This window comes from Pseudomonas sp. L13 (assembly GCF_009935965.1).
In the GTDB taxonomy this organism is placed as follows: Bacteria; Pseudomonadota; Gammaproteobacteria; order Pseudomonadales; family Pseudomonadaceae; genus Aquipseudomonas; species Aquipseudomonas lactis.
Genome location: NZ_QODJ01000007.1, coordinates 107,799 through 131,346 on the forward strand (window position 1 = coordinate 107,799; position 23,548 = coordinate 131,346).

At 61.7% G+C, this 23,548-nt stretch carries 23 protein-coding genes; 7 read left to right on the forward strand and 16 right to left on the reverse strand.

The features are described from left to right. Positions 1 to 57: 57 nt before the first annotated feature. The 5 genes from DK871_RS06715 to DK871_RS06735 all read left to right on the forward strand — a co-directional run bounded on the left by DK871_RS06715 (position 58) and on the right by DK871_RS06735 (position 5,378). A complete protein-coding gene (locus tag DK871_RS06715) occupies positions 58 to 738 on the forward strand; it encodes a response regulator (RefSeq protein WP_032895992.1) in 681 nt (226 codons plus the stop codon). Further along, positions 738 to 2,057: an ATP-binding protein gene (locus DK871_RS06720; protein WP_161904447.1), complete on the forward strand. Its 1,320-nt coding sequence runs from the start codon at positions 738 to 740 to the stop codon at positions 2,055 to 2,057. Before DK871_RS06715 ends, DK871_RS06720 begins: the two co-directional genes overlap by 1 nt. A gap of 123 nt (positions 2,058 to 2,180) precedes the next feature. Beyond that, positions 2,181 to 2,948 (forward strand): N-acetylmuramoyl-L-alanine amidase, encoded by a 768-nt coding sequence (locus tag DK871_RS06725; RefSeq protein ID WP_161904448.1) that lies wholly within the window; start codon positions 2,181 to 2,183, stop codon positions 2,946 to 2,948. Between the two features lie 722 nt (positions 2,949 to 3,670). Further along, positions 3,671 to 5,071, forward strand: coding sequence for an aspartate aminotransferase family protein (locus tag DK871_RS06730; protein WP_003192849.1), 1,401 nt, complete (start codon positions 3,671 to 3,673; stop codon positions 5,069 to 5,071). A gap of 82 nt (positions 5,072 to 5,153) precedes the next feature. After that, the gene (locus DK871_RS06735; RefSeq protein WP_003192847.1) at positions 5,154 to 5,378 is read left to right on the forward strand and encodes an MbtH family protein; all 225 of its coding nucleotides are present in this window, start codon (positions 5,154 to 5,156) and stop codon (positions 5,376 to 5,378) included. Between the two features lie 109 nt (positions 5,379 to 5,487). Here the strand turns inward: DK871_RS06735 and DK871_RS06740 are convergent, their stop codons facing one another. The 8 genes from DK871_RS06740 to minC form a co-directional block, all read right to left on the reverse strand. After that, positions 5,488 to 6,834, reverse strand: a complete 1,347-nt coding sequence (locus DK871_RS06740; protein WP_161904449.1) for an amidohydrolase — start codon at positions 6,832 to 6,834, stop codon at positions 5,488 to 5,490. Positions 6,835 to 6,850: 16 nt separating this feature from the next. Continuing rightward, positions 6,851 to 9,016: a mechanosensitive ion channel family protein gene (locus DK871_RS06745; RefSeq protein WP_161904450.1), complete on the reverse strand. Its 2,166-nt coding sequence runs from the start codon at positions 9,014 to 9,016 to the stop codon at positions 6,851 to 6,853. Positions 9,017 to 9,088: 72 nt separating this feature from the next. Beyond that, entirely contained in the window at positions 9,089 to 9,265 is a 177-nt protein-coding gene (locus DK871_RS28580; protein ID WP_164545339.1) for a hypothetical protein, read from the reverse strand. A gap of 188 nt (positions 9,266 to 9,453) precedes the next feature. Beyond that, positions 9,454 to 10,743, reverse strand: coding sequence for a M18 family aminopeptidase (locus DK871_RS06750; RefSeq protein ID WP_161904451.1), 1,290 nt, complete (start codon positions 10,741 to 10,743; stop codon positions 9,454 to 9,456). A gap of 170 nt (positions 10,744 to 10,913) precedes the next feature. Beyond that, the gene (locus DK871_RS06755; RefSeq protein WP_161904452.1) at positions 10,914 to 11,549 is read right to left on the reverse strand and encodes an RluA family pseudouridine synthase; all 636 of its coding nucleotides are present in this window, start codon (positions 11,547 to 11,549) and stop codon (positions 10,914 to 10,916) included. Between the two features lie 203 nt (positions 11,550 to 11,752). Further along, positions 11,753 to 12,007: a cell division topological specificity factor MinE gene (gene minE / locus DK871_RS06760; protein WP_003175252.1), complete on the reverse strand. Its 255-nt coding sequence runs from the start codon at positions 12,005 to 12,007 to the stop codon at positions 11,753 to 11,755. Between the two features lie 3 nt (positions 12,008 to 12,010). Continuing rightward, positions 12,011 to 12,823, reverse strand: a complete 813-nt coding sequence (gene minD, locus DK871_RS06765; RefSeq protein WP_161904453.1) for a septum site-determining protein MinD — start codon at positions 12,821 to 12,823, stop codon at positions 12,011 to 12,013. A 198-nt stretch (positions 12,824 to 13,021) separates the two neighbouring features. Beyond that, the gene (gene minC / locus DK871_RS06770; RefSeq protein ID WP_032895999.1) at positions 13,022 to 13,759 is read right to left on the reverse strand and encodes a septum site-determining protein MinC; all 738 of its coding nucleotides are present in this window, start codon (positions 13,757 to 13,759) and stop codon (positions 13,022 to 13,024) included. A gap of 119 nt (positions 13,760 to 13,878) precedes the next feature. Between minC and DK871_RS06775 the strand changes: the two genes are divergently transcribed. Further along, the gene (locus DK871_RS06775) at positions 13,879 to 14,814 is read left to right on the forward strand and encodes a lipid A biosynthesis lauroyl acyltransferase (RefSeq protein WP_161904454.1); all 936 of its coding nucleotides are present in this window, start codon (positions 13,879 to 13,881) and stop codon (positions 14,812 to 14,814) included. Positions 14,815 to 14,845: 31 nt separating this feature from the next. Beyond that, entirely contained in the window at positions 14,846 to 15,988 is a 1,143-nt protein-coding gene (locus tag DK871_RS06780; protein ID WP_161904455.1) for a patatin-like phospholipase family protein, read from the forward strand. Between the two features lie 112 nt (positions 15,989 to 16,100). Here DK871_RS06780 and DK871_RS06785 read toward each other — a convergent pair whose 3' ends face one another. The 8 genes from DK871_RS06785 to puuE form a co-directional block, all read right to left on the reverse strand. Continuing rightward, positions 16,101 to 16,886, reverse strand: a complete 786-nt coding sequence (locus DK871_RS06785) for an outer membrane protein OmpK (protein ID WP_161904456.1) — start codon at positions 16,884 to 16,886, stop codon at positions 16,101 to 16,103. 23 nt (positions 16,887 to 16,909) lie between these two features. Beyond that, positions 16,910 to 17,278, reverse strand: coding sequence for a hypothetical protein (locus DK871_RS06790; protein WP_138762440.1), 369 nt, complete (start codon positions 17,276 to 17,278; stop codon positions 16,910 to 16,912). A gap of 44 nt (positions 17,279 to 17,322) precedes the next feature. Beyond that, positions 17,323 to 18,666 carry a nucleobase:cation symporter-2 family protein gene (locus DK871_RS06795; protein ID WP_161904457.1) on the reverse strand — a complete coding sequence of 448 codons (1,344 nt, stop codon included), beginning with the start codon at positions 18,664 to 18,666 and terminating at the stop codon, positions 17,323 to 17,325. A gap of 194 nt (positions 18,667 to 18,860) precedes the next feature. Next, the gene (locus tag DK871_RS06800; protein WP_161904458.1) at positions 18,861 to 20,144 is read right to left on the reverse strand and encodes a urate hydroxylase PuuD; all 1,284 of its coding nucleotides are present in this window, start codon (positions 20,142 to 20,144) and stop codon (positions 18,861 to 18,863) included. A 51-nt stretch (positions 20,145 to 20,195) separates the two neighbouring features. After that, positions 20,196 to 20,699: an ureidoglycolate lyase gene (locus DK871_RS06805; RefSeq protein ID WP_161904459.1), complete on the reverse strand. Its 504-nt coding sequence runs from the start codon at positions 20,697 to 20,699 to the stop codon at positions 20,196 to 20,198. A 126-nt stretch (positions 20,700 to 20,825) separates the two neighbouring features. Continuing rightward, complete coding sequence (gene alc, locus DK871_RS06810; RefSeq protein WP_161904460.1) at positions 20,826 to 21,821, reverse strand: allantoicase; 996 nt, start codon at positions 21,819 to 21,821, stop codon at positions 20,826 to 20,828. A gap of 41 nt (positions 21,822 to 21,862) precedes the next feature. Beyond that, positions 21,863 to 22,378 (reverse strand): 2-oxo-4-hydroxy-4-carboxy-5-ureidoimidazoline decarboxylase, encoded by a 516-nt coding sequence (gene uraD, locus DK871_RS06815; RefSeq protein ID WP_161904461.1) that lies wholly within the window; start codon positions 22,376 to 22,378, stop codon positions 21,863 to 21,865. Then, positions 22,375 to 23,301 carry an allantoinase PuuE gene (gene puuE / locus DK871_RS06820; protein ID WP_014719292.1) on the reverse strand — a complete coding sequence of 309 codons (927 nt, stop codon included), beginning with the start codon at positions 23,299 to 23,301 and terminating at the stop codon, positions 22,375 to 22,377. The genes uraD and puuE overlap by 4 nt, the downstream gene beginning before the upstream one ends. Between the last annotated feature and the right edge of the window lie 247 nt (positions 23,302 to 23,548).

Sequence of the window (23,548 nt, forward strand, 5' to 3'; positions counted from 1 at the left end):
AATGCGCGCTTAATCCGTGGCTTTTCTAATCGCGCCATCATTCATGAAGGGTTAACCATGCACGTACTGGTCTGTGAAGACGACGAACTGATCGCCAGTGGCATCGTAGCCGGCCTGACCGCCCAGGGCTTTACCGTGGAGCGCGTGGCCACGGCCTCGGCTGCGCGGGCGATGCTCAAGGCCGCAGCCTTCGACATCATGGTGCTCGACCTCGGCCTGCCCGACGAGGACGGCCTCAAGCTGCTGCAACAACAGCGCAGCCAGGGGCTGGAGATTCCGGTGCTGATCCTCACCGCGCGGGACTCGGTAACCAACCGCGTCGACGGCCTGCAAGCCGGCGCCGACGACTACCTGCTCAAGCCTTTCGACCTGCGCGAACTCGCCGCTCGCCTGCAAACCCTGTTGCGCCGGGTGGCGGGGCGCAGCGTCAACCTGATCGAACATGGCCGCCTGGCCTACGACCCCAGCAGCCGCGAGACCTTCCTCGGCGGCCAGCCGGTGGACCTGTCCCGGCGTGAACAGGCGTTGTTGCAGGCGCTGTTGCACAACAAGGGCCGCGTACTGTCCAGCGAACAGCTCAAGGACAGCGTCTACGGCTTCAGCGACGAACTGGAAAGCAACGCCCTCAACGTGCATATCCACCACCTGCGGCGCAAGTTGGGCAATGGCATCGTCGAAACCGTCAGGGGGCTGGGCTATCGCCTGGGCACGGCTGATGGGGGAGAAAACACCCCGTGATGAGCTTGCGTCTACGCCTGACGTTCAAGCTGGGCGCCGCTTTTGTACTGATCTGGGTGCTGGCGGCGGCCTGGATGCTCAACGATTTGCGCAACCAGATGATGTTTTCCCTCGACCAGCGGCTGGTGGCTTCGGCGCGCATGGTGGCCGGGCTCACCGAGCAGATGCCGGGCCTGGCCAGCGTCAGCGGGGGCGCGCATTTGCGCACCGAACAACTGAATGTGCCGGGTGGCATGGCTTGCCAGGTCAGCTCCTTGCGTGGCGAGATCCTGGCGCGCAGCCATACCACGCCGGAGGAAGGGTTGGAGTCGCGCCGCAGCGGCTTTCGTGACCAGATCATCGACGGCGTGGGCTGGCGCAGTTTTACCCTGTCCCGTGGCGACTTGCTGATCACCACCGCCGACCGCCAGGTGGAGCGCGAGGCCCTGAACCTGTCGATCCTGCTGGCGGCTTCGGTGCCGGTCGGCGTGGCGTTGCTGGGCTGCCTGTGCCTGCTGTGGTTGGGCATCGGCCAGAGCCTGGTGCCGCTCAACCGTATGCGTGACGCGCTGATGCGGCGCAGTGCCGATTCCCTCGAACCCTTGCAGATTCACCCGTTGCCCAGCGAACTCAAGCCGTTGCTCGACACCCAGAACCAGTTGCTGCAACGCATCGCCAAGACTATTGAGCGCGAACGCCGCCTGACCGGTGACGCCGCCCATGAACTGCGCAGCCCCTTGACCGCGATCAAGACCCACCTGCAAGTCGCCCGCATGACCGAGGGCGCGGCCCGCGACCAGTCCCTGGCGCACGCCGAGGAGGGCGCCGACCGCTTGCATCGCACCCTGGAGCAACTGTTGCTGCTGGCGCGGGTGGAGGGCAGCCTGTCGTTTGACGATGGCCTGCAATCGAGTGCCGAGGAAGTCGCCCGGTTGGCGATCCAGGATGCCAACGCCGGCGACAATTCACGCATTGATCTGATCCTGGCGCCGGATCTTTCCCCTGTGCCAGTGGCAATGCCCGTGGGCCTTGCTGTCGCGGCCTTGCGTAACCTGCTGGACAACGCCTTGCGCCATACCCCGGCCGATACCCGTGTGGAACTGCAGGTGTTTTCCACCCCGGATAACGTGGTGTTCCGCGTGCGTGACCATGGCCAGCAGATCTCCAGTGAAGATCTGCAATACCTCACCCAACGCTTCTGGCGCAATGGCAGCAGCGAAGGCTGTGGCCTGGGCCTGGCGATTGTCCAGGCGATCGTGCAGCGCTGTTCCTGCTCGCTGCACTTCGACAGCCAGCCCGACGGTTTGCGGGTTGACTTGGGTATGCCGTTGCGGCGCTGAACCGCTCTTTTCACGCGGCAAATAATTACCGCCCGCCTGAGGTTCAAGCCTTCAGGATGGCGGTAATTTTTTTGCGCTTGAACGGGCCGAATGAGTCGGCCTGAATTGAAAAGGACCGTTCATATGTTGGTGATTGACACCAGTTTCCCCGCCAGGGATTTCAACGACCGCCGCGGCGAAACCGTGCAACAGGTGGTTTTGCACTACACCGCTTCGCCCTTTGCTTCCTCGCTACGCACCCTCACTCAAGATGGCGTCAGCGCCCACTATCTGCTGCCCGACCCCGATGAACCCAGCTACCGCGCTGCCGGTTATGAAGAGCTGCGCGTGTTTCGCCTGGTGGACGAGGACCAGCGCGCCTGGCATGCCGGCGTGAGCTATTGGGCGGGGAAGGCCGATCTCAACAGCCGCTCGATGGGCATTGAAATCGTCAACCTGGCGCGCGATGACGACGGCGTCTTTACCTTTCCTGAATATGCACAGGCACAGATTGACGTACTGATTGCATTGCTTCGCGATTTGCTGGAACGCTACCCGAAGGTTGGCCCCACTGACTGGCTCGGGCATTCAGACGTGGCCTACTGGCGCAAGAGCGACCCCGGGCCTCGGTTGCCCTGGCGGGTGCTGCATGAGGCCGGCATCGGGGCCTGGTTTGATGAATCGACCCGGGCGATGTACCAGCGCCGCTTTTGTCTCGGCTTGCCGCCGGAAGTGGAAGTGGAGCGGGCGTTTCAGCGGTATGGCTACAAGCCCGCGCAGAATCGCCGGGCTTTTGAACAGCGTACCCGAGCGTTCCAGATGCACTTTCGGCCACGGGATTATTGTGGATTCGTGGATGCAGAGACTTGCGCGATCTTGTATGCCCTGAACGAAAAGTACCGCGGGATTTGATGCCGAGCACTGTTCAAATGTGGGGCCCCATGTGGGAGGGGGCTGCCCCCGTGACGGCCTGACAGCCGACGTCGATCTAACTAACGCGCCGCGATTCAAATGTGGGAGCTGGCTTGCCTGCGATGACGGCCTGCCAGCCGACACCTGTCTACCTGACACCCCACAATCCAAATGTGGGAGCTGGCTTGCCTGCGATGGCGGCCTGACAGCCAACACAGTTGGACCGGGCACATATCCATTCCTGCGGTAACGGCCACCTAGGGTTCCGCCCTGACGGCGGGTCACTTTGGAAAAGCCCCAAAGTAACCAAAAGGCTCTTGCCCCACCACTCGGCACCTCGCTTGGGCTCGGTGTGCCCGAACACAGGCTTGAATCCGTGGGCCGCCGCCACGCGCCATCCATGGCGCGGGGCGGCTAACCCGGCGTCCTGCCGGGTTACCCACGAATTCAAGCCTGCGTTCGGCCAGCGTGGTTTAACGGGGCGCTTGAGATCAAGATCAAAAGCAGATCAACAGCAGATCAAGATCAAGAGCGGCTCGCTTCGCATCGTGGTTACCGGTGGCTGCGGCGAACTGCACAGTCGGTAAATATCCGACCAACTTCCTAAATCACCGTGCACCTGAAGCGTCTCCACAACAGGAAATCCGTGCGCATGCCCTTGGGCCAGACGCCAACGGATCGGCAGTTTGGTCACCATCATCAGCGTATTGAGGGATCCAGAGATGTCAGTCGCTACCAGCCGTATCGAAGACGCCCCGGTGCAGGCCGCGGAAACGCTCTATCAGTTTGACGAAAGCCCGCTGCTGGCCCGCCAGCGCCAGCAGGAATCCAACGCCCGTAGCTACCCACGGCGCATTCCCCTGGCGCTCAAGCGCGCCAAGGGCATTTATGTGGAAGACGTGGAGGGGCGCCGGTTCATCGATTGCCTGGCCGGTGCCGGCACCCTGGCGCTGGGGCATAACCACCCGGTGGTGATCCAGGCCATCCAGCAAGTGTTGAGCGACGAACTGCCCCTGCACACCCTGGACCTGACTACGCCGGTCAAGGATCAGTTCGTGCAGGACCTGTTCGGTTTGCTGCCTTCGGAGCTGGCGCGAGAAGCGAAAATCCAGTTCTGCGGCCCCACCGGCACCGATGCGGTGGAAGCCGCGTTGAAGCTGGTGCGCACTGCCACCGGGCGCAGCACCGTGCTGTCGTTCCAGGGCGGCTATCACGGCATGAGCCAGGGCGCGCTGAGTCTGATGGGCAGCCTGGGGCCGAAGAAACCCTTGGGCGCCTTGCTCGGCAACGGCGTGCAATTCCTGCCATTCCCGTATGACTACCGTTGCCCGTTTGGGCTGGGTGGCGCTGAAGGCGTGCGGGTTAACCTGCATTACCTGGAAAATCTGCTCAACGATCCGGAAGCCGGCGTGTTGCTGCCAGCGGCGGTGATTGTCGAAGTGGTCCAGGGCGAAGGTGGCGTGATCCCGGCGGACCTCGACTGGCTGCGTGGCCTGCGCCGTATCACCGCGCAAGCGGGGGTGGCGCTGATTGTCGATGAAATCCAGAGTGGCTTTGGGCGTACCGGCAAAATGTTTGCCTTCGAACACGCTGGCATCATTCCGGATGTGGTGGTCATGTCCAAGGCGATTGGCGGCAGCCTGCCGCTGGCGGTGGTGGTGTATCGCGACTGGCTCGACACCTGGCTGCCGGGTGCCCATGCCGGGACCTTCCGTGGCAACCAGATGGCGATGGCGGCGGGCTCGGCGGTGATGCGCTACCTCAAGGATCACGACCTGGCAGGCCATGCGGCGGCCATGGGCGAGCGCCTGGGTGAACACCTGCGCATTCTGCAGCGCGATTTCCCGCACCTGGGGGATATCCGCGGGCGTGGGCTGATGCTGGGGGTGGAGCTGGTCGACCCGACGGGCACGCCGGATAGTCAGGGCCACCCACCGGTGCATCGCCAGTTGGCACCGCTGGTGCAGCGCGAATGCCTCAAGCGCGGGCTGATCCTGGAGCTGGGCGGGCGCCATGGCAGTGTGGTGCGTTTTCTGCCACCGCTGGTGATCACCGCTGGTGAAGTCGACCAGGTGGCCGAGATCTTCGGGCGCGCCTTGGCGGCGGCCGTGGCCAGCGTCTAATTTTCCAGGCCCTTGGTACGTTTCTACAGATATATGTGCTGCGCGTGGTGCGCAGCCAGCCTTTGAGCGACGGAGAACAGCAATGACCTCAGTATTTGACCGCGACGACATCCTCTTTCAGGTAGTGGTCAACCACGAAGAACAGTATTCCATCTGGCCCGACTATAAGGCCGTGCCGGAAGGCTGGCGCACCGTGGGCAAGAGCGGCATGAAGAAAGAATGCCTGGCCTACATCGAGGAAGTCTGGACCGACATGCGCCCGTTGAGCCTGCGCCAGAAGATGGACGGCGCGGCCCTCGCCAACTGATTCACCCCAATACACTGTAGGAGCGAGCTTGCTCGCGAAGAACGCAAGAACGCCGCGTTTACCCTGAATAAACGCGGCGTTCTGAAGTTTTTCGCGAGCAAGCTCGCTCCTACAGTGGTGCGTGGGTGTAGAGGTAATCCGTCGCCAACGACGCCAGTGTCCTCACGCCCACCACCAACGCCGACTCATCCACAAAGAACCCTGGGTTGTGATTCGGCGCTGCCTTGCTCATGTCCTGGTCCCGTGGGGTCACCCCCAGGAACACAAACAGCCCCGGCGCTTCCTTGGCATAGAACGAGAAGTCTTCGGCGCCGCCTACCAATGGGCCTTGCACCACATCATCCTGAGCCGCCCAACGCAGGCTCGGCAGCATTTTCTCGGTCAGCGCCGGGTTGTTGATGGTGGGGTCGTACTTCTCGATGATCGTCACTTCGGCTTTGGCGCCACCGCTTTCGGCGATTTTCTCTACGGTCTGGCGCACATCCCCATGCAGCTTCTGGCGAATGCCGTAGTCGTAGGAGCGAATGGTGCCGCTCATGTCCACCGACTCGGGGATGATGTTGTAGCGGGTGCCGCCGTTGATGGTGCCGATGCTCACCACAGAGGGGAATGACGAAATATCGGTACGGCGGCTGACCACGGTCTGCAGGCCGACAATGGTTTGCGCGCCAACGGTGATCGGGTCGATACCGTCCCAGGGGCGACCGGCGTGGGTCTGTTTGCCGAGGATTTTGATGCGCAGGTCATCGGAACTGGCCAGGGTCGGGCCCGGGCGGTAGGCGATTTGCCCGGCAGGCACACCGGCCCATACATGCAGGCCGAACACCGCGTCAGGCTTGGGCGCTTTCATTATGCCTTCCTGCACCATCATCTTCGCGCCCCAGGTGTTCTTGCCGTCGGGGATAAAGTCGCTGGGGCCTTCTTCGGCCGGTTGGAAATAAAACACCACGGTGCCGGGCAGGCGCTCGCGCATCCCGGTAAGAATCTTCGCAGTGCTCAGCAGGATAGCGGTATGGGCGTCGTGGCCGCAGGCGTGCATCACGTCGACTTCCTTGCCCAGGTAGGTGCCCTTGGCTTTGGAGGCGAAGGGCAGGTCGGCGACTTCCTTGACGGGCAGCGCATCCATGTCGGCGCGCAGCGCCACGGTCGGGCCGGGCAGGGCGCCTTTCAAGATGGCGACGACGCCGGTGCGGGCCACCCCGGTCTTCACCTCAAGGCCGAGTTCGCGCAACTGTTTGGCGACCAACTCGGCGGTGCGGGTTTCGGTATTGCCCAGTTCGGGATGGGCGTGGATATCGCGGCGGGTTTCCAACAGGCTGGGTTCGAGGATTTTTGCCTGGGCGGCAATTTCCTCCCGGGCTCCGTCCTGGCCGCTGCTGGCGGCAATCACTGCGCTGCTTGCGACCGCGCCGAGCAACCCTAAAACCCATTGGTGTGTCAGACCGTTGATTCGCATACCAACCTCTCCTTGCTTATTGTTGTGGATCTTTCTCCTGCACGCTGCCGGCGGTCAGCACCTGCACGCTCAAGCGCGGCGTTGCCAGGTCAAGCCCGGCTTCATCCAGGTGCCGCTTGAGCGACAGGTTGAATGCCCGCGACACTTCCCACTGCTTGATCGGCGCGGTCTTGAAGCGTGCGCGCAGGATCGCGCTGCCGGACTCGAAACTTTCCACGCCCTGGATCTCCAGCGGCGACCAGATATTGCGGCGTTGCAGCGGGTCGTTGCGCATGGCATGGCCGACGTCGCGCATCAGCTTGATCGCGTCGTCGATTTCCATGTTGTAAGGGATCGCCACGCGGAAGATCGCGTAGCCGAACTCACGGGAGTAGTTCTTGATGCTCTTGATTTCGCTGAACGGGATGGTGTGTACGATGCCGTCGATATCGCGCAGGCGCACGGTACGGATGGTCAGGCCCTCCACCGTGCCGAGGTGGCCGCCCACATCCACGTAGTCGTCGATGGCCAGAGAGTCTTCGATGATGATGAACAGGCCGGTGATCAAATCCGCCACCAGCGATTGCGCACCAAAACCGATGGCGATACCGATCACACCCGCACCGGCCAGCAGAGGCGTGACGTTCATGCCCATGTTCGCCAGGGCGACGATGGCGGCGATGATGAAAATGGTCACGAACAGCACGTTGCGGATCAGCGGCATCATGGTTTGCGCGCGGGCATTGGCCAGGCCTTTGCGCGAGCGCGTCAGGGCGTGGTGAATGGCCGTGTCGCTGAGGATCCAGATCAGCCAGGCAAACAGCAAGGTCCCGCCTAGGCCGATCAGCTTGACGGCGATTTCATGGCCGTCGCCTTCGGCAAAGCGAATCATCGACAGGCCCCACACGCGCAACCCCAGCTCGATAAACACCAGCCACACCACCAGGTGCACCAGGGTGTAGACGAAGCCTTTGAGGCGCTCGGAATACAGCGCATGGCGCTTGTGCCCGCGTTGCGGCTTGAGGGCGTGGCGGCGCACCAGGCCATTGAGCACCATGCACAGCACCAGCAACACCGTGCACAGCAGCGACTGGCGCAAGGCGGTGCTGGTGTCGCCGGCGGAGAGAAAGGTGGCGAACAGCGAAATGCCCACCAGCAACAGCGCCGGCAGGTACCAGAAGGTGCCGATGATCGACAGGGTATCGGTGAGTGCACGGCGGTTGAGGCGGCGCGACAGCGGCTGGTTGCGGATCAGGTGCGCAATCGGGCGGCGGAACCGCAGGATAAACACCCCGGTGGACAACGCCGCCATCACATTGGCCACGGTCGCGGCAGTGTGGGCCAAGTGCTGGCCGAGGGCTGCAACCAGGCGCGGATCGCTCAGGGCTTCGCCGAAGGCGGCAAAACTGCCGATCCACCACAGTGGCCGGAACGCCTGGTGACGCAGGATATACAGGGCGCGGTGGCGGTGCGGGCCGTCGAGCAGCGAGAAGGCAATCACACAGATGGCCGAGAAACAGGTGCCGACCACCAAGGCATAGGCCAGCACCATGGCCAGGGATTTACCCAGGGATGAGGGCAGGGCGTAGCTCAGGTACACCGTGATCACCAGGGCGATCAACCAGGGGCCCAGCTTGCGCAGGGCGAAGCGCAGCATGTCCCAGGTGCGCGGATGCTGCGGCAACTCTTCGGGCAGGCCGAAGCGCTCGCGCACCCGGTGGCTGAGCCAGATCAGCGCGGCGGCCAGCAGGCTCCACACGGCCAGGATCACAGCAAAACCGAAGATGATTGGCAGCCATTCGCTGGCCGGCAACATCAGCGCGGCGAGTTCATCCTTGGCCAGGTCGACTTCATTGGACCAGCGCCCCAGCGGGCTGTCGGCGCCGGAAAACTGCTGTTCAAAGCCCGACAGCGTACTGCCGATCAACCCGAGTACTCCGAGTTCGGCGGCGGGCTGGGCTTTTTGCGTGGCGGCGCGCAGCTTCTTCAGGTCGCTGAGCAGCTGGGTGCGCTGTTGGTCGTTTTCGAGGGTCTTGATCACTTCGTCCAGCGACTGCCCCAGGGGCACTTCGGCCTGGGGTTGGGTCTTGCTGGAGCCGCCGAGCATGCCGGGCAAGCCCACGGCTTGGGCGGATGTCAGCGGCAGCAGCGTGAGCAGGGCGATCAGCAGGTAGCAGGGCAGGGCAAACAGACGGGAGAACACGAGGCGGTCAACCTTGAAAACGACGAATTGACCGAGTGTACGAGGCCGCTATGCCCAATGCGAGCGCATTTGTCACTGCGCCAGTTTGGCGAGGATCTTGTAGAGCACGGTGCCGAGGATCAACAGCATGCCGATCCACATGCCAAACACGCCCAGGGGCTTGTCGCGAAAGTTGAAGCCGACGGCGAGCATGATCATGCCGATCAGGATGGGGATCAGCATGGCGTGGAATGAGGACATTGAGATCATGGCGGGGGTGGCCTTGTCGGAGTGGAAGTCTGACAAGTCTAGGCCGGATTGGCAGAAGTGCAGTTGATGTGAGTCAGATAGCTTTATGTCTGTTTGGAACCCATCGCGGGCAAGCCCGCTCCCACATTTGATCTGTGAATACATTCAAGTGTGGGAGCGGGCTTGCCCGCGATGGGCGCGCCTCGGTCTCAGGGCAAATCGCGGCTGGCGTAGAACGCCCCCAGCACCTTGACCAGGTGCGCCAGGTCATGGCTGCCGCACAGCTCGCGGATAGAGTGCATGGCAAAGGTCGGCAAGCCGATGTCCACCGTGCGCACGCCCAGGTGGCTGGCGGTGATGGGGCCGATGGTCGAGCCGCAACCCATGTCGCTGCGCACCACGAAGCTTTGCACCGGCACTTCCTGGGCCATGCACAGGTGGCGGAAGAACCCGGCGGTTTCGCTGTTGGTGGCGTAGCGCTGGTTGCTGTTGACCTTGATCACCGGGCCGGCGTTGAGTTTCGGGCCGTGGTTGGCGTCGTGTTTCTCGGCGTAGTTGGGATGCACGCCGTGGGCGTTGTCTGCCGACACCAGCAGGGATTTCTGAATGGTGCGTACGAATTCTTCACCTTCGGGCAACAGGCGACGCAGGGTCTGTTCCAGCATCGGGCCATCGGCGCCGCAGGCCGAGCAGGAACCGACTTCTTCGTGGTCGTTGCACACCAGCACGCAGGTTTCATCGGTGTCGCTGGTGAGCAAGGCCTGCAAACCGGCGTAGCACGACAGCAGGTTGTCCAGGCGCGCACCGGCGATAAAGTCGCCATTGAGGCCGATCACGGCGGCACTCTGGGTATCGTAGAAACTCAGCTCGTAGTCGAGCACCACATCGGCATTCAACCCGTGCTCGCGGGCCAACTGTTCGGTGAGCACGGCGCGAAAATCCACGCGCTCGTCACCGGCAAACTGCGCGAGGATCGGCGGCAGCTCGGTCTGGGCATTGATCGCCCAGCCCTGGTTGGCTTCACGGTTGAGGTGAATGGCCAGGTTGGGAATGATGGCGATCGGCAGCTTGAAGTCGATCAGTTGACTCTCGACCTTGCCATCGCGGCGGAAGGTGACACGGCCAGCCAGGGACAGGTCGCGGTCGAACCAGGGTGCCAGCAGCGCGCCGCCGTAGACTTCCACACCCAGTTGCCAGAAGCCCTGGCGTTGCAGCTCCGGCTGGGGCTTGACCCGCAGGCATGGGCTGTCGGTATGGGCGCCGACCATGCGGATACCCTCTTGCAGCGGCGATTGGCGGCCGAGCTTGAAGGCGATGATCGAGGAGTCGTTGCGGGTCACGTAGTAGCGACCGTTGGCCTCGGTGGCCCAGGTGTCGCGCTCGTCGAGACGCTGGTAACCGGCCGCTTCCAGGCGCTGGGCCAGGGCAGCAGTGGCATGAAAAGGAGTAGGGGAGGCCTTGAGGAAGTCGATCAGGCCTTGATTCAACGCTTCGCGCATAAATAGCTCCAGACAGCAGTGCGCGGAGTTTACCGTATTGGCCCCGCCGATTCATTGTAGGAGCGAGCTTGCTCGCGAAAAACTCAACGGCGCCGCAGTCATTCAGGTTGTACGCGGTGTTCTCAGGTTCTTCGCGAGCAAGCTCGCTCCTACAGGTAAGCGTCTGTGCTTCAAAAAGGGGCTGGGCACTCGAAGCGCAGGCGCTCGCGGCTTTGCGGATGGGTGAAGCTGAGCATGCTTGCATGCAGGCACAGGCGCGGCCAGGCGGCCAGGGCTTGTTCATGGGCGTACAAGCCATCACCCAGCAACGGATGCCCGATGGACAACATATGCACGCGCAACTGGTGCGAGCGCCCGGTGATCGGTGTCAGCTCCACGCGGCACCAGTCGCCGCAACGCTCCAGCACTTTCCAGAAGGTCAGCGCATGTTTGCCGAACTCATGGTCGACCACATGGCGAGGCTTGGTCGGCGGGTCGTAGCGCAGGGGCAGGTCGATGCTGCCGCTGTCCAGTGCCGGTTGGCCCCAGGCCAGGGCGGTGTAGGCCTTTTCTGTTTCACGGTCGTGAAACTGGCGGGACAGTTCGCGGTGGGTATCAGCGTCCCGGGCCAGCAGGATGATCCCCGAGGTTTCCCAGTCCAGGCGATGGACGATACGAGCTTCGGGGTAGCCGTTTTCTTGCAGGCGGGTGATCAGGCAGTCCTTGTTGTCATCGGCGCGGCCAGGCACCGAGAGCAGCAGGGTTGGCTTGTTCACCACCAGGACAGCGTCGTCCTGATGCAGGATATGGATATTGGACAGCGGCATTAAACAGCCTCGTAACAAACGCCAACGGCGGCTCCACTGACTGCCCCCTCACCCTGTAGGAGCGAGCTTGCTCGCGAAGAACCTCAGAGCACCGCGTTTCACCTGAATGAACGCGGTGCCGTTGAGTTCTTCGCGAGCAAGCTCGCTCCTACAAGCAGTACAGGGGCCAGGTAGCAGAGCCGCCGTGGCGACCGCCCGTTCGATCAACGATCAGGCAGGGTGATATTGAGTTCCAGAATCGAGCAGCTGCCGTCATTTTCCAGAGCGACATGCACGTCATCGTTGCCGATATTGACGTACTTGCGGATCACCTCGACCAGTTCCTTCTGCAAGGCTGGCAGGTAGTCCGGGGTGCTGCGTTGGCCGCGTTCGTGCGCCACGATGATCTGTAGACGCTCTTTCGCGACCGATGCGGTACTGGGTTTTTTGTTGGCGCGAAAGAAGTCGAGAAATTTCATTGTTTAGTTGCCTCCAAAGATACGCTCGAAGAATCCCTTCTTCTTGACATCGAGGAAGCGGTGTTCCACGGTCTTGCCCAGCAAGCGATCCACGGCATCGCTGTACGCCTGGCCGGCGTCGCTCTGGTCGTCGAGAATCACCGGTACGCCCTGGTTGGATGCCTTCAGGACGGCCTGGGATTCCGGGATCACGCCCAGCAGGGTCACGGCGAGGATTTCCTTCACGTCGTCAACACCGAGCATCTCGCCGTTGCTGACGCGCTCCGGGTTGTAGCGGGTGAGCAGCAGGTGCTCCTTGATCGGGTCTTCATTTTTCTCGGCGCGCTGGGACTTGCTGGCCAACAGGCCGAGCATGCGGTCCGAGTCACGTACCGAGGACACTTCCGGGTTGGTCACCACGATGGCTTCGTCGGCGAAGTACATCGCCAGGTGAGCACCGGTTTCGATACCGGCCGGGGAATCGCACACCACGTATTCGAAGGTTTCCTTGAGCTCGGCGAGGACTTTGCCCACGCCTTCTTTGGTCAGCGCGTCTTTGTCACGGGTCTGGCTGGCGGCCAGCACGTACAGGTTCTCAAGGCGCTTGTCCTTGATCAGGGCCTGTTGCAGGTTGGCTTCGCCGTTCACCACGTTGACGAAGTCGTACACCACGCGGCGCTCGCAGCCCATGATCAGGTCAAGGTTACGCAGGCCGACGTCGAAGTCGACGATGACTGTCTTGTGGCCGCGCAGAGCGAGGCCGGTACCGATAGCGGCGCTGGTGGTGGTCTTACCCACACCACCCTTGCCGGATGTAACCACGAGAATCTTGGCCAAGGTGTTTCACCCCTAAGGAAAAAGGACTTTCGGTCCCTGAAAAACATCTCTTGAAACTCGCCGCAGGCGGACAGCCTTTGCAGGAAAAAGCCGGGGTTTCCATGGAAAACACCAACTTCCAAAAAGTCCTACACAAGTCTTGCCGGTTTCGCTTTGCTATCAGAGTCTAGAGATGCTTGGAAAATGCGGCAGTATCCGTTAAAGACGGATGATGTTCAACACATCGCCCGACAGGTTGACCTGTACCGACGCGCCCCACAGCGGATCGCGGCGCAAATCTTCGGAAACCTTGTACTGACCCGCGATGGAAACCAGCTCAGCGGTCAACTGCTGGCAAAAAATACGCGCCTTGGTATCACCCTTGATGCCGGCCAGTGCGCGTCCGCGCATCGGGCCGTATACATGGATGTTGCCATCGGCAAGAAGTTCCGCCCCCGGGCTCACCGAGGAAACCACCACAAGGTCGCCGCCCTGGGCGTAAATCTGCTGCCCGCCGCGCACCGGCGAGGTGATGATCTTGGTAGGCCTGATCGTAGGCTCGGGCGGTTTTTCCGGTTTTTTCTTTTCTTCGCCGACCGATGGTTCCAGCGCACGCTCGCGGGCGCCGGACGGTGGCAGTACTGGCAGTTCAATGGCGATGGCGGCGGCAATGTCTTCGATGCGGCTGGCGCGGATGGCCAGTGTACGCAGGCCATGGGAACGGCAAACGCGCATCAGGCCGGGCAAATCAATCACGCCCTGGCCGGCTGGCAGCTTGTCCAGCGCGAGCACCAGCGGGGCGTTGTTGAAGAAGTTCGGCGCCAGGGCGACCTTGGCGGCCAGTTGGCGGTCCAGGGCGTCGAGGTCATTGCGGGCCAGTTCCAGCACGGTAATGGCGAGCATGCTGCCTTTTAGCTGGAACACGGGATCTTGGTCTAGCGGTTCGGTTTGGCTCATGGTCGGCGAAAGCGGCTTGTCACGAAAAGTGTCGAGACTTATAACGAGAACACTCACCCGCCGCAAGCCGAGTCGAACCGTTGTAGAATGCGCGGCCCTTGTCTTTACCGGAATCTGTAATGGATCGCCCGCGTTTTCGAGCTGTATTTCTTCACCCGCGTTTTTGGCTGCTATGGCTGGGGCTCGGCCTGCTGTGGCTGGTCACTCAATTGCCGTATCGGGCCCTGCTGACCATTGGTCGCCTGCTGGGCGCGGGCATGTACCGCGTGGCGGGTGATCGTCGCCGTATCGCGGCACGCAACCTCGAGCTGTGCTTCCCGGAAAAATCCGCCAAGGAACGCAAACGCCTGCTCAAGGAAAACTTCGCTTCCACCGGCATCGCCTTCTTTGAAATGGCCATGAGCTGGTGGTGGCCCAAGCCGCGCCTGGCGCGCCTGGCCCATGTCGAAGGGCTGGAGCACCTCACGCAGGCGCAGTTGGACGGCAAGGGCGTGATCCTCATGGCGCTGCACTTCACCACCCTGGAAATCGGCGCGGCGCTGCTGGGGCAAAAGCACACCATTGACGGCATGTACCGCGAACACGGCAACCCGCTGTTCGACTTTATCCAGCGCCGTGGCCGCGAACGCCACAACCTCGATTCCCTGGCCGTGGAGCGTGACGACGTGCGCGGCATGCTCAAGCTGCTGCGCGCCGGCCGGGCCATCTGGTACGCGCCAGACCAGGACTATGGCGCCAAGCAAAGTATCTTCGTGCCGCTGTTCGGCATCCAGGCCGCGACCGTTACCGCTACCAGCAAGTTCGCCCGCCTGGGCAAGGCGCTGGTGGTGCCGTTTACCCAGGAGCGCCTGGCTGACGGTAGCGGGTACCGCCTGGTGATCCATCCGCCGCTGACCGACTTCCCGGGTGAAACCGACGAGATCGACTGCCTGCGCATCAACCAGTGGGTCGAAGCCTCAGTACGCGCATGCCCCGAGCAATACCTGTGGACGCACCGCCGGTTCAAGAGCCGGCCACCGGGTGAGCCCAAATTGTACGAAAAGCGCCGTCGATAACCCCAACCCTTTTGCCATATGGAATGACGCAATGCGCCCAGCGGAACCGGTCACAGGCTTGATTCTTTCCGGCGGCGGGGCGCGCGCGGCGTATCAGGTGGGGGTGTTGGCGGCGATTGCCGAGTTGCTGCCCGTGGGGGCAGCGAATCCTTTTCCGGTGATCGTCGGCACCTCGGCCGGCGCGATCAATGCGGTGAGCCTGGCCAGTGGCGCCAGTGATTTTTCGGCCGCTATCCAGCGGCTGACGGCCTTCTGGCAGGGCTTTCGTAGCCATCAGGTGCTGCGCAGTGACTGGCCGGGGGTGATGCGCCAGGCGAGCCGTTTCCTGATCCACAGTCTGCTGGGCCTGGGCGCCCAGGTGCCGGTGGCGTTGCTCAACAGCTCGCCGCTGCGCGAGCTGTTGCAGGAGCGCTTGAACCTGGACGGCATCGACGAAGCGATCCGTCGCGAGCATTTGCAGGCGGTAGCAGTGACCGCGTTTGGTTATGAGTCCGGGCAAGCGGTGACCTTCTATCAGGGCGGCGGCACCATCGATGCCTGGTTGCGCCATCGGCGTATCGGCGTGCCCACCCAGTTCACGGTGGAACACCTGCTGGCCAGTTCGGCGATCCCGCTGCTGTTTGCCCCGGTCAAGCTTGGCCAGGAGTACTTCGGCGATGGCGCGGTGCGCCAGTCCGCACCCATCAGCCCGGCCTTGCACCTGGGCGCCAGTCGCGTGTTGGTGGTGGGGGTGAGTGGCAACCCACGGGGCAACGAGCCTTCGGTGCAACGCACTTACACCGGTCAGCAACCGACCCTGGCGCAAATCGGCGGGCACATGCTCAACAGCACGTTCATTGACAGCCTGGAAAGCGATATCGAGCTGCTGGAGCGCTTGAACCAGTTCAGCCGCGTCGTGCCTGCGGATGCGGCGGTTCAGGGCCTGGCGCCAGTGGAAGTGCTGGTGATTGCCCCCAGCCAGCCCATCGATGAAATCGCCGCGCGACATCGCCAGGAGTTGCCGGCGGCGTTGCGTGTGTTCCTGCGTGGGCCGGGGGCAACCAAGACCAGCGGCGCGGGGGTCTTGAGTTATCTGTTGTTCGAGGCGGGCTATTGCAGCGAGTTGATCGAACTGGGGCGCAAGGATGCGCTGGCCAAGCGTGAAGAAATCACTCGGTTCCTCGGCCTGACGTAAACCTCTGTAGGAGCGAGCTTGCTCGCGAAGAACCTGAGAACGCCGCGTTTATTCAGCATGAGCGCGGTGATCTTGAGTTTTTCGCGAGCAAGCTCGCTCCTACACGGGGCCGTCAGAAGTGGTACTTGACCAGGAAGCTTGCCGTGTCCTGATTCGTCTTGAAGGCGCCGCTGTCTTCAATCCCGTATTTGTTCTTCCAGTAGTCGTATTCAAAACCCACATACAACTGCTTGTCGCCCCAATGCAGCGCCTTGCCCAAGTCGTATTTGACCTGTGGGTTGAAGTGCAGGTTGGCATGGTAAGTGCCACGGGCGTTCTTGTCGTTATCCACCACCCAGTCCATGAAACCGTCGATCAACACGTCGGAGTTGCCCACGGGAATGGTGTACGACCATACCGGGGTGATCTGCCATACGCCGTCACCCGGGCGATTGCCTTCGGTCTGGCGCTGGTAGAAGTTCAGCTGGAAGTAGTCGAAACCGGGGATGTTCAAATCGAATGCCGGGCCCAGCAGGTAGGACTCGTTATCGCCTTCGCCGAACTCGTAGGTGAAGGCCAGCAATACATCCTTGATCGGGCCGAATGACAGGTCCTGGTTGAAAATCTTGCCAAACGACAAGCGTGGGCTGAACTCGCCGTAGTAAGTGTTGGGCCCGACGTTGCCGTCTTCCTTGCCGTTATAAAAGATGCGGTCGAGGAAGAAGAAGTTGTCGCCATACTTCCACGCGTCGGCATGTTCGAAGGTGACGGTTTGCTGGATCTGCGGGTTGACGGTAAAGCTCTTGCCCCACAGGTAAGTCAGGCTGTTGTTTTGCCATTGCAACAAGTCACCGGCCATGGCCGGGCCACCGGCCAACAGCGACCCTGCCAGCATCAGGCCTTTGAACATAGGTTTCATTCGGTTGCTCCCGAGTTAAAGTTTTATGGTTTTTCTTCTACGCAGGCGCTCTGGTGTGGCGCCTTTTGGTTCGCTGCAAAAATCGTCTGTTCGGTCAGCTTTGATGCTTTTAGCAAGAGCTGCGCCAAGGTGTTCAAAAAGCCAAAAAATCCCCGTCGGCTGCAACGGATGCAGTCGAATTCAGGGGACTTTTGCGCACTTTGGCAGCAAACATCAGGCCGGGATAAGTTGGCCTTGAGGTCAGCTTTTACATTCGCTGTTTTTTTTTGAGTCGATTCGAGCGGGCGCGGAGAATACTGGCTCCCAGGCCTGGGCTCAAGTGCGCTGTAACAGAGCGCGAGGGGCAAGAATGGGGCGCGGCGTATGGCCGGCCCCACGTCAAGGCTGTGCATGTGGGTGTTCCCTGTATGTTGTTATTTTTGTACTAACAAAGGAATCAATGCGTATGGGCTACTTCGGGACGCTCAGCGCCGCCGAGGATGTTGAACAGAATGTTCAGCGACAGCGCGCTGAGGGTCGCCATGGCGATGCCGCTGTGGGTAATCGGGCTCATCCACAACGGCAGCTGTGCGAAGAACTCCGGGCGCACCACGGGGATCAGGCCCATGCCGATGCTCACCGCCACCAGCAACTGGTTACGGCGATCAGCGATGTCGGCTTCCTGCAGGATCTTGATCCCGGTCGCCGCCACCATCCCGAACATGGCAATCGCCGCGCCGCCGAGGACTGCGGGCGGAATCGACGCCACCAGATAGGCCGCCTTGGGCAACAGGCTTAGCACGATCAAGAACGCGCCGGCCATGAGCGTGACCGAGCGGCAGCGCACGCCGGTCATCTGTACCAGGCCGATATTCTGGGCGAAAGAGGAGTGGGTAAAGGTATTGAGGAAGCCGGCAAAGAACGACGCGCCGGCATCGCACAGCAGGCCGCGCCGCAGCATCTTGGGCGTGACCTCCTGGCCGGTGATCTTGCCCAGGGCCAGGAACATGCCGGTGGACTCGACAAAAATGATCACCACCACCAGGCACATCGACAGGATCGGCGCCAACTCGAACGTGGGCATGCCAAAGTGCAACGGCGTCACCACCTGCACCCACGGCGCCTGGGCCAGGCCGCTGAGGTCGACCATGCCGATCACACCACACAGCGCGTAACCCAGGCCCATGCCGATCAGCACCGAGATGTTCACCCAGAAGCCGCGCATGAAGCGGTTGATCAGCAAGATAGTGGCCAGTACCAGGGCGGCAATCGCCAGGTAGACCGGCGAGCCAAACGTAGCGGCGGCGCTGCCCCCGCCGGCCCAGTTCACTGCGACCGGAAACAGCGAAAGGCCGATGGCGGTGATCACCGTACCGGTCACCAGCGGTGGGAAAAAGCGCACCACCTTGGACATGAACGGCGCGATGAGCATGCCGAAGAACCCGGCGGCGATGGTCGCGCCGAAGATGCCCTGCAAACCGATACCGGGCATGCCGGCCATGGCGACCATGCTGCCCACGGCGGCAAAACTGGCGCCCATCATCACCGGCATGCGGATCCCCATCGGGCCGATGCCGAACGACTGCACCATGGTAGCAATACCGGCTACGAGTAGGTCGGCGTTGATCAGAAAGGCGATTTCTTCACGGCTCAAGCCGGCGGCCTGGCCAATGATCAGAGGCACGGCGACGGCACCGCCGTACATCAGCAAGACGTGTTGCAGGCCTACCAGGATCAGTTGCAAGAGGGGCAGCCGCACCATGGCGGGCGCGGCAGGAGTCTGCGTTTCTAACTGGGACATGCAACACCTCGAATCTTTTTATTTTTGTGTTGTTTGGCATTCAATTGCCGGATGGAACTTAATCTTCAAACCATCACTGATTTCCCTTGTGGGAGCTGGCTTGCCTGCGATGGCGGTGTGTCAGTCACCGAAAATGTTGGTGATCTGCCGCTATCGCAGGCAAGCCAGCTCCCACATGGAACGGTGTGAAACAGTCAGTTGGTGCGCGCCCCCTGGTTGATCCAGGTGCCAATCAAATCCCGCTCTTGCTGGGTCATCTGGGTAATGTTGCCCAGCGGCATGATCTGGCTGGCCACGGCCTGCGCTTGAATCCGCGCGGCCTGCTGCTGGATCTGTGCCGGTGTGTCGAACATCACTCCAGCCGGGGCGGTGCTGAACAGCGGGCTGGTGGGCTTGGCCGAGTGGCACACGGTGCAGCGTTGCTCGATCACGTGGTGCACCTGGCCGAAGTCCGTGGTGGCCTGGGCCGGCGCCGGTTCAGCGGCAGGTGCGGCAGGCGCGGCGGGTTTCAAGCCACCGCCCAAGGCGGTTTCCGGCAGGGGCTGGTACTCGATGGCCGCCGGAGCCTTGGCAATCGGTTCAGCCGGTTTTGGCCCGGTCACGTAAGCCAGGCTGATCATCGCCAAGGCGCCCACGGGCAAGGTCCACGCATACTTCTGGCTGTCATGCCGGGTATTGAAGTAGTGGCGCACCAACACCGCCGCCACCGCGATACCGGCCAGGATCAGCCAGTTGTATTGGCTGCCATAGGTGCTCGGGAAGTGGTTGCTGATCATGATGAACAGCACCGGCAAGGTGAAGTAGTTGTTATGCCGTGAGCGCAGCAGGCCTTTGGCCGGCAGCGCCGGGTCGGGTGTGCGGTTCTCGGCGATGGCCGCCACCAGCGCGCGCTGGGCCGGCATGATGATGCGGAACACGTTACCCACCATGATCGTGCCGATCACCGCACCCACGTGCAGGTACGCACCGCGGCCGCTGAACACCTTGCTGAAGCCGTAGGCCGCCGCAATCAACAACACGAACAGGATCAAACCAAGCAGGGCAGGGCGTTTGCCCAGGGCCGAGTCGCACAGGAAGGAGTAGATGAACCAGCCGGCGAACAGTGAGCCGATGCCCAGCAATACACCTTCGGTGCCGCTGAGGCTGCTGCCGGGGGCGAGCAGGTACAGCGTCGGGTTGAGGTAGAACACCACGCACAGCAGCGCAATGCCCGACATCCAGGTGAAATAGGCTTCCCATTTGAACCAGTGCAGGTTGTCCGGCATGGTCGGCGGGGCCAGTTTGTATTTTTCCAGGTGGTAGATACCGCCACCGTGGATCGCCCACAAGTCACCGGCCAGGCCGCTCTTGGGGTTGACGCGATTGAGGTTGTTTTCCAGCCAGACGAAGTAGAAAGAAGCGCCGATCCAGGCGACGCCAGTGATCATGTGAACCCAGCGCACGCTCAGGTTCAGCCATTCCAACAGATGTGCTTCCACAGTCTTTACCTCTCGCCTGTCACCCTTGTTGTCGGGTGATCAGACCTTCTCTTATTGGTGGGGGGCGAGGATCAACCGCTCATCCTCTTTGAAAAAATGCTCATCGCAGTTATTGCCTGTGCCACTGCGATCAACCACCAGGAAGTCATCCCGCTTTTCGATCGTCAGCACCGGGTGGTGCCAGACGCCGCGATGGTAATTAATGCCCTGCCTGCCGTTGGTAACGAAGGCGCGGACCAAGCCCGATACAGGTTCATCGCCAAGTGGCGCGACCACGATCAGAAAGGGGTTGCCGAGCAGCGGGATGAAAGCCTGGCTGCCCAGCGGGTGTCTCTCCAGCATGCACACGGTCAGCGGCATGTCCTGCGCGTCGGCGCGGAAAATGCTGATGATGGCGTGGTCTTGCGGCTTCGCGGTTTCGACCGTGGCCAGTTTGTGAAAGCGCATGGTCGACCCGTTGTTGATCATGAAGTGGTCGCTGCCGTCGGTTTCGATAACGTCTCCGAAGGGGGCGAAGGCTTCTTTGGTCAAAGGTTCGATCATCAGTGTGCGCATGGCTGTCTTCTTATCCAAATGCTGTGTTGTTTGGTCTATTGCTATCGCGGGCAAGCCCGCTCCCACATTTTGATTTGCGAATACATTCAAATGTGGGAGCTGGCTTGCCTGCGATGGCATCACCGCTTATTTCGACACTTTGCCCAGGACACGCAGGCGACTCACACCACCATCCGGGAACACGTTCAAGCGGATGTGGGTAATCGGCCCCAGCGCCTTGATCTGCTCGGCGAAGGTGTGTTCGGCGTGCATTTCCAGCTTCTGCGCCGGCAGCAATTCGCGCCAGAACAGCGACTGGGTTTCGATCTGGCTGTCGGTGCCGCCTTTTACGAAGGCGCCCTGGATCGAGCAAGTGTCCGGGTAGTTGCCCTTGAAGTGCAGGGTGTCGACGACGATTTTCTCGATCTCGCCCGGGTGGCCCAGGGCGACGATTACCCAGTCATTGCCTGGTGTGCGACGACGTGCGGTTTCCCAGCCGTCGCCCATGTTGATGCCACGGCCTGGGTTGAGGATGTTGCTCATGCGGCCGAAGTGTTCATCGGAGCAGGCCAGGGCACGGCCACCATTGAGCGCGGCGGCCAGGTCGACCTGTTCGTTGTCGCCCACCGAAGACCAGTCGCGGAACGGCACGCCGTACACACGCAGACGGGCTACGCCGCCATCCGGGTAGATGTTGAAGCGCAGGTGGCTGAACGCCTGCTCGTTGTTGATCTCGTGGTAGTGGTGGCTGTTGCCTTGCAGCTCGACGGCCGACAGCACTTCCACCCACTGGGTGTTGGCATCCGGCTCGCCCGAGGCCAGGAAGCAGGCTTCCAGGGAGGCCGACGGCGGGAAGTTGCCGGTGAAGAATGAAGTATCGATGTCCACGCCTTTGATCGAACCCGGTACGCCCAGGCGGATCACCGCGCTGTCGTAGCCTTCGAAGCGCTTGCGGCGCGACTCCCAGCCGTCCATCCACTTGCCGTTGTCATCGAAAACGCCCTCCTTCCACACGGCCGGGGTCGGCTGGAACAGGCGGTTGGCGTCAGCGAACCAGTCATCGGTCACCGAGATGATCTTGGTGCCCAGGCGGGCGTCGGCCAGGTTGACGAACTTCTCGAAAGGTACGGCGTAAGCTTTCATTCTTCTTGTCTGCCTTAGATAGAGTGGCTGGGGATGGACTGCTAGAGGGTCAGTAAGCGGAACAACGCGATCTTGTTGATCTCGTCCAGCGCGCACTTGAACTCGGTGTCTGCCGAGTTGTGGATGCGCGTTTCGAACGCGGCGAGGATCTGGTGCCGGTTGCTGCCTTTTACCGCCATGATGAAGGGAAACTTGAACTTGGCTTTGTAGGCCTCATTCAGCTCGGTGAAGCGAGAAAACTCTTCGGCCGTGCATTGGTGAATACCCGCGCCCGCTTGTTCATCGGTGCTGGCTTGGGTCAGTTGGCCCTGGACGGCCGCACGGCCTGCCAGGTCCGGGTGAGCATTGATCAGCGCCAGTTGCGAGGCGTGATCAGCGCTCAACAGGATATCGCTCATGCGCTGGTGCAGGGTTTCGATCTGGTCGATCGACGTGTCCTGGCCCAGGTCGAAGGCCTTTTCGGCCACCCATGGCGAGTGTTCGTAGATATCGGCGAAGGCCTGGACGAAGGCGTCGCGGCTCAAGGTCGAAGGTTTCAGGGTTTGGAACGCAGTCATTTCGCCGCTCCCGGGAAAGGGTGGGTTTGGTGCCAGTGACGGGCGATGTCCACGCGGCGGGTGAACCACACCTGGTCGTGGCCTTTGACGTATTCAATGAAGCGCTTGAGCGAGGCCAGGCGTGCCGGGCGGCCGATCAGGCGGCAATGCAAGCCGATGGACAGCATCTTCGGCGCCTCGGCACCTTCGGCATACAGCACATCGAAGGCGTCCTTGAGGTACTCGAAAAAGTCATCGCCCTTGTTAAAGCCCTGCACCTGGGTGAAGCGCATGTCGTTGGTGTCCAGGGTATAGGGGATCACCAGGTGCGGCTTGCCGTTGGGGGTGTTGGGTTCCCAGTAGGGCAGGTCGTCGTCGTAGGTGTCGCAGTCGTACAGAAAGCCGCCTTCCTCCATCACCAGGCGACGGGTGTTGGGGCCGGTGCGGCCGGTGTACCAGCCCAGTGGGCGTTCACCGGTGAGTTCGGTGAGGATGCGGATGGCTTCGAGCATGTGCTCGCGCTCCTGGGCCTCGTCCATGTACTGGTAGTCGATCCAGCGGTAGCCGTGGCTGCAGATCTCGTGGCCGGCGGCAACCATGGCGCGGATCACATCCGGGTGGCGCTGGGCGGCCATGGCCACGGCGAAGATGGTCAGCGGGATATCGAATTCTTTGAACAGCTTGAGGATGCGCCACACGCCGGCACGGCTGCCGTACTCGTACAGCGACTCCATGCTCATGTTGCGCTCGCCTTGCAGCGGCTGGGCCGAGACCATTTCCGAGAGGAAGGCTTCCGACTCTTTGTCACCGTGCAGAATGTTGCGCTCGCCGCCTTCTTCGTAGTTGAGTACGAACGACAGCGCAATGCGTGCCTTGCCCGGCCAGTGGGGGTGAGGAGGGTTACTGCCGTAACCGATCAGGTCGCGTGGGTAGTCAGCGCTCACTGCAGTCTTCCTTCTTGTTCGTGGTAGCAAATGTGTGGCGGCCGGGCAGTGGAATGACTGAGTGGCGTCACAGCGATGAGTGATTGTATACAACTTATCGCGAACTTTGTAAGCCTGCATTTCTGCATTTTTTCTGAACGGGCTCTCTACGGGCCTCTGCAAGAAACTTGCCTAAGTGGTCAGGTTAAGATCAAAAAGCCCACTGTAGGAGCGAGCTTGCTCGCGAATAACCTGAGGGCGCCACTTT